The sequence below is a fragment of the Streptomyces chiangmaiensis genome, assembly GCF_036281785.1.
In the GTDB taxonomy this organism is placed as follows: domain Bacteria; phylum Actinomycetota; class Actinomycetes; order Streptomycetales; family Streptomycetaceae; genus Streptomyces; species Streptomyces chiangmaiensis.
In genome coordinates this window covers 1-627 of record NZ_JAYWVC010000714.1, presented here as the reverse complement: position 1 = coordinate 627, position 627 = coordinate 1, and the positions used below count along the sequence as shown (strand labels likewise).

The following is a 627-nucleotide window of genomic DNA, read 5'->3' as shown; positions in this document are numbered from 1 at the left end:
CTGCCCGCGGTCCACGAGTACCGGGCGTGGCCACCGGCGGAAATGCGCCGGGAGCGCGTGGTCGCGACCTCGCTCTTCTGTCTCCAGGACGCCGACGGCCAGGCCCTCGGGGTGTGTGCCATCAGCGTGGATGTCACGGGCAGCCAGCGGGCGCGCGAGCGTCTGGCCATCCTCAGCGAGGCCGGCACGCGTATCGGGAGCACCCTGGACGTGATGCAGACCAGCCAGGAACTGGCCGATCTCGCCGTGCCCCTGTTGGCCGACTACGCCACCGTCGACCTGGCGGACTCGGTCCGGCTCGGCGAAGAACCGGCCCGTATCGGCCCGGCGGGCGGGCGCCGCCACGTTCTTCGCCGCGCCGGCCTGGCCTCGATCCGACCCGGGGCCCCGGAGTCCCCGTGGGCGCGCGGAGAGCCCGTCCTCGTCCAAAGGCCCTCGCCCTGGGCCGGCGCTCTGTCCTCGGGCCGCTCCTACCTGGAACCCGTACTGGACGCCGGTCCCGGCACATGGCTGGATCAGGACCCCACGCGGGCACGGACGCTCCATGAACACGGCATGCACTCCGGGATGATCGTGCCCATCCGGGCGCGGCGGGCGGTGCTGGGGGTGGCATCGTTCGTCCGCACC

Annotated in this window: 1 pseudogene; it reads left to right on the top strand. The window is 73.4% G+C overall.

The features are described from left to right. A pseudogene (locus tag VXC91_RS46585) lies at positions 1 to 627 on the top strand (protein phosphatase); the annotation flags it as partial.